Raw genomic sequence first — 7,652 nt, forward strand, 5'->3', positions numbered from 1 at the left:
GTCGAGCAGTTCCTCGTGCAGGACCCGGACGGCTACCTGCTGAGATTCACAACTCGCGTGCCTAATTGACGAGCATCCGTTTGGTGACACCGTCCGGTTGCTCAACCGAAAAGAAAGACCTGCCGACTCAAGGCCGGCAGGTCTTCTGATTTGGTTGGAGTTAGCCGACGACGGCCGTCCACGCACCGTCGGCAGTGATCGACACCAGCGACGGACCAGCGCTGAGCGGCACAGTTCCGGAGTAGGAACCGATTTCGTTCACGAGGAGGCCCATGGAGAAGGCTTCTCCAGTTTCTTCCACCGCCACGAAGTTGCTCTCACCATCGTGCGTCAGCGCGAGTGCTCCGGCAGCACCGTCGTAGAGGTAGACGCCGTCACCGGTTCCAGACTCAGGGAGCGCAGGAGCGGTAGACACCTGCTCAATCGTGATCGTCCACGCACCGTCCGCCATGATCTGCAGGGAGGCCGGCGCCTCACCGAAGCCGAGCAGGCCGTATACGGCCACGCCGGAGTAGTTGCCGATGGTGTTCGCGAGGAGGTCACCGGTCGAGGTGTTCGTCGCGTCGAGTATGTTCAGCGCAAAGTTGGCCGACCCGCTGTGGGTCGAGGTGACGATGCCGACGGATGCTCCAGCAGGTAGCGTGATGAGGCTGTCGCCCGTGCCTGACTGCGTCAGAGTGTCGAAGGTTCCGAAGTTGTCATCAGCCCAGGCGGCAGCATCCGAGCCCTGAGTCGCTTCTTCCACTACCTCTGCCTCGGCAGCTTCCGCGGGTACTTCTTCTTCAACGACGCTCTCCTCGACGGCAGCGCCAGCGCCGGCGGCGATCGCGCTGGCAGCCGCGCCAGCCATCGCGCCACTGATTCCACCGATGATGCCACCGAGAACAACGACGGATGCCGTGACGATCCACGCGATCTTCTTGAACTGGTCATAGCCAACGAGGGGGCGGCTCAGCTTGTCGCGAGTCGCGCCGACCAAGACCATGATCAGGTCGATGAGAACCCAGATACCGAGGCCACCGAAGGTGATCAGCTTGAGAACGCCGGTTCCAACTTTGCCGAGGTAGAAACGGTCGACGCCCCACATGCCGAGGAACCAGGACAGCAGCCACGTGACGATGAAGGACTTGCCTGGGGTCGTCGGTGCGCCGGTCGGGTACGGTGCCGTTGCATAAGCGGTCGGCGCCTGGCTCGCGGCCGGAGGCGCAGGAGCGTATCCGGCCTGGGCCTGCGAGTATGCCGGCTGGTATGGCTGCGGGGCCGCCTGATCAGCGGCCAGAGCCTGCTGGTACTCGTGCTGGGCGGCCGGAGGCTGGCTCTGCTGGAAGGGTGGGACAGGCGGGATGCCGGGCGCCGAAGGCGCACCGTTCGTGCCAGTCATGCGACTCCAGATTGAAAAGCTGTGTGTTCAGAGTCGGCACACTGATCGCCGCCCCCAGGGGCCGGTGCAGCCCCCATCCGAACCCTATGGCTCGCTTCAGACACCGAGTGTGGATATTCACCGGAATGGACCGGTTTGTCACCTTCTCTGGGTGCAAGGTTCGACCGGTCGGCTCCACGCGGAGCCTAGACTCGCGGAATGATTGACTTCACGAACGGTTCTGTTTTCAAGCTCGCGGCATGCGACCCAGCGGAAATTGCGGCCTCGGTGCAGCCTCTCTTCATTGAAGGGGAGCAGATCATGGTTGCGGCCAAGACGTTCCGTGACTTCGTCGTGTTCACGAACAAGCGCATCATCGCTGTGAACGTGCAGGGCATCAGCGGAAGGAAGCGTGACTTCTCGAGCCTCCCCTACAACAAGATTCAGGCGTTCTCGATCGAAACGGCTGGAACCTTCGACCTGGACGCCGAACTCGAGCTTTGGTTCAGCGGGCTCGGCAAAGTGAAGCTCGAGTTCAAGGGCAATTTCGACATCACCTACCTGGGCAAGCTCATCGGCTTCTACGTCTTGTAGGACGCTCGCCAGCCCAAGCGGCATCGAGCGCCCGACCAAAGCAGCCAACTGAAGGGCCGAGCGAAAGCTCGGCCCTTCTGCTTTACCCGAAGCGGCCGTTCACGTAGTCGGCCGTGCGGCTGTCGATCGGATCACCGAACATCGCCTCGGTGGGTCCGTGCTCCACGATTCCACCCGGTGTGCCCTGCGATGCCAAAAAGAACGCACAGTTCTGTGACACTCGCTGCGCCTGCTGCATGTTGTGAGTCACGATCACGATCGTGACCTCGCGGGCGAGCTCGAGCATGGTCTCCTCGATCACCCGGGTCGAGGTCGGGTCCAACGCGGAGCAGGGCTCATCCATCAGGAGCACACGAGGCTTCACGGCAAGCGACCGGGCGATGCACAGTCGCTGCTGCTGCCCACCCGATAGGCCGGCACCGGGCGCGCGAAGGCGATCCTTGACCTCTTTCCACAAGCCGGCCTTGGTCAGGCAGCTTTCGACGAGCAGATCCTGCTCCTCCCGCCCCATCGACTTTCCGGTGAGCTTGAGACCGGCAACGACATTGTCGTAGATCGACATGGACGGGAACGGGTTCGGCTTTTGGAAGACCATGCCGATGCTCTTGCGCGCGTCGACCAGTTTGCGTTCCGGGTCGTAGATGTCTTGCCCGTCCAGCAACACCTCGCCGGCGAGACTCGCCGACGGGATGAGTTCATGCATCCGGTTCAGAATGCGCAGGAACGTCGATTTGCCACATCCGGACGGCCCGATGAGCGAGGTGATCACTCCTGCCTCCATGGTGAGCGACACCCGGTCGAGCACCTGATGGTCGCCGAACCAGGCGGTGATGTTCCGGCCCTCGAGAGTGGCGAGCGGATCCAGCGGCCGCTCCACGTCGTCCATCATGGTGCTTGGGGATGCCCCCCTCCGCCACGCACGTTTGGTCGGCTCAATACGATCCCAGACGGCGGATGCGAACCCGGCGCGTTGCGGTTTGGGCAACACCTGCGTGCGGTCATCGGAGTAATTCGGTTCGGTCATGGTCACTCGATTCGGTGGCGATGGTTCAGAGGAGGTTGGGCAGGAGGCGTACGACCTGCTCAGTGACGAGCAGGCTGCTGAGGATGACAACGGGCACGAAGACGATCCACGTCTGGCGGGCGCCGATACGGCGGTAGGCCCAGACCGCGCCGATTTCGACGAGCAACAGGAATTGCAGCGCGAAGACGAGGGCCCACACGGTGGAGGTATCGCCCTGCAGCTCGCGGTCTTGAGGGGGAAGGGTGACGAAGTTGGTGAGCCTGGGCCCGGCCGGCTGTACGTCGCTGACCAGGCGGGCGTCGACCCGCGCAACACCACTCGGTGAGTATGGCGTGCCCCGCGCGGTGGTGAGGATGACGCGGCTTTCTCCTGCTTTCAGGGCGGGTGGGGCGAGGTCGCCCGCGTAACGCAGCCCGATGACTTCATAGGAGTGCTTGCCCTGGCCGGTGACAATGCTGAATTTGTCTCCGGGCGCGAGTTCCTGGATGCGAGCGAAGGGTCCACCGAAAGCTGCCGCACGCCCCATGATGACGCTGACGCCGGCCTGGCCGGGGAGCATGGTGTCGCGGCGGTGTCCCGGCCCTGCCTGAAGGCTGTCCGCGTCGGTGCCCTCAACGATGATTTCCTTGATACCGAGCCGAGGGATCGTGAGAAGAGCGACGGGGGCACCATCGGGCAGGAGCACGTCATACACATCCCCTTCACTGACCGGCGCCGTGCTCTCCTCGAGTTGCAGCCGAAACTGGTCGCCGAGCTGTTGCTGGGCGACGAGGTGCTGGATGTGCCCAATCACGGTGACGTTCAGTACGAACGTGAGCAGAAGGGCGGCAATGACGGTGAGTGCGCCTCGGATCACCTGTTTCCGGGGGGTGAGCGAAACCGGCACCCGAGCCGGCGCGGGCATGCGCCTGGGCGGTGTCGGCGGCCCTTCGCCTCGGGGCGGTTTCGGAACGCGCGGCAGTTTCGGTGCTTTCGGAACGCGCGGCGGTCGGCTGGACCCATCCGTCGTCTCTCGCACGGATCGCCTGCTGGGCGGTGGCAACAGGTCTTCGGTTGGGTCGTCGCCCGCCGGCCGGTCGATGACGGTCATGAGGCAATCCTCGCGACACCAGGAAAGCGGATGAGACGGAGGCCGCGAGGACCAAGCAACCACCAGAACAACCCACCGGCGAGGCCCAGCCCGCCGCCGATTGAGAGGCCGAACAGCGGCGGAAGAACGACGAGCGTATCGCGGGTCAACGGCAGGAGTGACGTTCCTTCGACCGTCTTCGGCGGAGTCAACCTGACGTGGCTGTGCAGAACGGTGTGCTGACCGAGCGCGCCGAAGGTCACGCTGACGCGTCGAGTTTCATCCGGCGCAAGGCCATCCACGCGAACGAGTTTCGCGTCGGCGACGCGGCCGCCGACCGCGTTGTTGATCCAGTACCGGGCGGTCGAATCGAGGGTCGTCGACGAGTTGTTGCGTACGCTGAACGTCAGCGTGACGGTGCCGTTGCCGGGGCTGAATGATGGAGATACGGATGCCGTGAGCCCGCTCATCGCAAGGATGCCACCGATATCGGACGGGTCGTCACCGAGCGCTTCGTCGGCCTCGGCGGGGTCACTGATGGTCTCCTGCACAACGTCGCCTGGAACAGGCCCTCCCGGTGCCGGTCGCGGAGGAATGGTCGGTGCCGAGGGTATGGTCGGCTCTGCTGAGGGCGAAGTCGGCGGTGTCGGTGAGGCCGTCGGTGAGACCGTCGGTGTCGGTGAGACCGTGGGTGTCGGCTCGAGACCGTCGACGACCTCGACCGAGAGATTGCCGTCCGGCTCGGCTTCTTCGGCGGCCGCCCGCTCGAGGAGCGGCCCGCCACCGACCAGTGCGACGACAACCAGGATGCCGACGGCGACAGCGATCTGCCACGGTGCGCGGCGCTGTGCAGCGGTCAAGATCCGCTCCCGCCGGTGCCGACGCTCACGACGTCGTTCGCCTGAACGGCCTGTTCGGCTTCGACTTTCCGTCGCGCTTCGTTCTCGGTGTATTCGATCCACACTGCAGCGCGCTTCGCGTCGACCTGGCGACGCCAGCGGCGGTAGACGAAGAACAGGGCGACGAGGACCAGCGCTATCACGAGGATCCACGGCGGAGCGATCAGCACGGTGTCGCGCGTAGTGGCAGGAACCGGCATCCGCTTGGTTTCGTCATCCCCCTCCACGAACGGGTTGAGGGTCACCCACGGGTTCAGGTAGCCCACGCTCGCGATGCCCGGGAGGTCGGTCTCGAAGGTGCGGGTGGAGCCGGGCAGCAGCTCGGGAATGCCGTCGCCCTGCTCGCCTCCGGCGGGGATGCCGAACCAGGTGCGCGCGCCGACCGAGATGTTCGAGGCGAGGACGATGTTTCCGGTGTTCTCAACGGTGTAGCTCATCCGCACGGCGCCGGCGAACGGGTTCCACCAGTCCCCCACGTACTGGCTCCCGACGCCGCCGATGGTCAGCCCCGCCTGGATGTCACCGGAGACGCGCACATAGAGTCGCGTGCCGAGGCGCCGGTCGACGTTGACCTGCTCGCCGGGGGTGACGACGGATGCCAGGATGCCGCCGGCATGATCGCCGGGCCCAGCCTGTGCGGGAATGTCGACCGTGAACGGTACGACGCGGGACTCGCCGGACTTCAGGTCGAACTGCAGTCGATCCATACCGTTCTCAAAGCGCACCCAGGTGCCGACATCTTTTGCCACGGCACCGGTTTCGAGCAGCGCATATGCGCCCTCGTCGTCGTTGAAGGCATCGGTGGCCAGGATGGTGAACGACTGCACCAGAGTGCCGGTGTTGCGTACGAGGTAGTTGTCGGTGACCTGCTGCCCCGGGTCGGCGCTGTAACTGAACCGGGATCGGTTGTCGGCGTTGCCGTCTGCGCCGGCGGGCACGCCCGAGATACCGATGGTGTCGTCTGCCCGTGCAGCTGACGGGTCGGAGACGATCAGGCCGGTGATCGCGAGGCAGGTGAGCAGGGCGACGACAAATGCCCGACGGATGCCGCGGGCGGCACGACGGGCGAAGGACGGGTGGAGAAGAACTGCGGTCACTGGGTGTGCATTTCGCTGGGGCGCCTCTGCTGAGGCGGTTATGGACGGAGCTGGGGGTCGTGCGGACATGCCGTATGGGAAAGGCGCGCCAGGCGCCTTTCCCATACGGTTTTCACTGTCGGACTATCGCTCGACTACTTACTTCGAGACGAGGTCCAGCGTGAGGGTGCCGTTGTAGACGCCCTTCACTGCGTTCTTCGGAGCCTTGAACGTCAGGTCGGCGTCGAAGTGGGCGCCTGCCTCAGCGGTCGAGGAGTCGATGGCGGCCGTGGCGAGCGTGCCGAAGCCAGCCACACCAGCGGCCTTCCCCGCGGTGAGCTCGACACCATCCTGGATGCCGCCGGCCTGGATGCCCTTGTACCCGAGAGCGTCCTTCGCGATGACCTTGCCCGCAACGGCGTTCGTGAAGTCCGAAGCGGTAACGTTCAGGTTCCAACCCTTGAGCACGTTACGGTCGTCGTACACCGAGAACTGGCCAAGCTTGACCGGAGCCGTGACCTTGTCGCGACGAACCGTACCGAGGTTGACGCTCGCGTTGGCCGGGGCAACCAGCTCGAAGCGGTTCGAGGTGGTGACCTCAGCGCTCAGGTTGGTCGTGGACGACGTGGGGACCGACTGGGTGAGGGTGAAGCTGTCCCACGCGACGATGGTGTTGTCGCTGTTCGCAAGGTAGAGCTTCGTGGCCTGGTTGACCGGGATGGCAGCGGCGTCGACCGTGCCGGCACCGTTCGCGTCCAAGGTGACCTGGCCGGTCAGGCCGGCCGGGAACGAGCCCACGGTCAGCGTCTTGTTGGCGTTCGCCACACCGGCGTCGATCGCGAGAACCTTGCTGTCGACCGTCTCGGTGACGAGCGTGGAGACCTGGTTGCCAGCGGTGAGGTCAGCCTCGGTGACGGCGGCGGGCGGCGCCGGAGCGGCCTCGACCTCGACCGCACCGACGGTGTAGTTACCGGTGCCCTTTTCGATGGTGATGTTGCGGTACACCGCACCTACCGTGGTCACACCGGCATTGTTCGTGTAAGCGATACCGAACCAGTACTCACCACCCGCGGCGATCACCGTTTCGATGCCGTTGGTGAGACCTTCCAGCGTGAGGTCGGGCGTCAGAGTTCCGCCATTGGGGCCGGCTGCCGAGTCGTATGCATAGGCGTTCCAGGTGTTGGTACCGCCGTCGCGGTCGGCAGGGTTCCGATCCGAGAGGAACTTGTACACCCCGGTGAAGGGCGCGGCACCGGTGACGGGCCGAGTGGCTGCCGGGTTGAGCTCAGCGAGGATGTCCGTCTTGCTCGCGGAGCCGAAAACCATTTCGCCTCTGCCGAAGACACGGGTCGGGTCACCGTCCGTAAAGACTCCATTGCCGTCATACATGTAGTAGGACGTCTTCGAGCCGTTTGACTGGTCGAGCAGGACGTCGCCCGTGGCGGCGTTTGCCGAGACCGCACCGCCGACGACGAGGGCGAGGGCAAGAGCGCTGGCTGCTGCCGCGCTCCACTTTTTGCTGATGTTCACTTCATTCCTTTTTTAGTGTTTTGAATTTTGTGTACGAAGGAGAGCGGAAACTATGCCGAGAGCGCGACGCGGAACGGCGTTGTGGTCGACGGTGCAAGGA

At 64.5% G+C, this 7,652-nt stretch carries 7 protein-coding genes; 1 reads left to right on the forward strand and 6 read right to left on the reverse strand.

Features of this window, described 5'->3' with window-relative positions; translation table 11 throughout:
• Positions 1-160 precede the first annotated feature (160 nt).
• On the reverse strand, positions 161-1,381 hold the full coding sequence (locus ACLQ62_RS05050) for a TM2 domain-containing protein (protein ID WP_411720572.1): 1,221 nt from the start codon (positions 1,379-1,381) through the stop codon (positions 161-163).
• A gap of 198 nt (positions 1,382-1,579) precedes the next feature.
• Between ACLQ62_RS05050 and ACLQ62_RS05055 the strand changes: the two genes are divergently transcribed.
• Positions 1,580-1,954: a PH domain-containing protein gene (locus ACLQ62_RS05055; RefSeq protein WP_411720573.1), complete on the forward strand. Its 375-nt coding sequence runs from the start codon at positions 1,580-1,582 to the stop codon at positions 1,952-1,954.
• An 82-nt stretch (positions 1,955-2,036) separates the two neighbouring features.
• On the opposite strand, the gene ACLQ62_RS05060 is transcribed toward ACLQ62_RS05055, so the two are convergent.
• From ACLQ62_RS05060 to ACLQ62_RS05080, 5 genes are all read right to left on the reverse strand, one after another.
• On the reverse strand, positions 2,037-2,840 hold the full coding sequence (locus tag ACLQ62_RS05060) for a phosphate ABC transporter ATP-binding protein (RefSeq protein WP_411720579.1): 804 nt from the start codon (positions 2,838-2,840) through the stop codon (positions 2,037-2,039).
• Between the two features lie 163 nt (positions 2,841-3,003).
• Positions 3,004-4,068 (reverse strand): sortase domain-bontaining protein, encoded by a 1,065-nt coding sequence (locus ACLQ62_RS05065; protein ID WP_411720575.1) that lies wholly within the window; start codon positions 4,066-4,068, stop codon positions 3,004-3,006.
• Entirely contained in the window at positions 4,065-4,907 is an 843-nt protein-coding gene (locus ACLQ62_RS05070) for a hypothetical protein (RefSeq protein WP_411720576.1), read from the reverse strand. The genes ACLQ62_RS05065 and ACLQ62_RS05070 overlap by 4 nt, the downstream gene beginning before the upstream one ends.
• Positions 4,904-6,043 carry a hypothetical protein gene (locus ACLQ62_RS05075; protein WP_411720577.1) on the reverse strand — a complete coding sequence of 380 codons (1,140 nt, stop codon included), beginning with the start codon at positions 6,041-6,043 and terminating at the stop codon, positions 4,904-4,906. Before ACLQ62_RS05075 ends, ACLQ62_RS05070 begins: the two co-directional genes overlap by 4 nt.
• 138 nt (positions 6,044-6,181) lie before the next feature.
• Positions 6,182-7,552: a hypothetical protein gene (locus tag ACLQ62_RS05080; RefSeq protein WP_411720578.1), complete on the reverse strand. Its 1,371-nt coding sequence runs from the start codon at positions 7,550-7,552 to the stop codon at positions 6,182-6,184.
• Positions 7,553-7,652 lie beyond the last annotated feature (100 nt).

This window comes from Mycetocola sp., assembly GCF_046716805.1.
Taxonomy (GTDB): Bacteria; Actinomycetota; Actinomycetes; order Actinomycetales; family Microbacteriaceae; genus Mycetocola_A.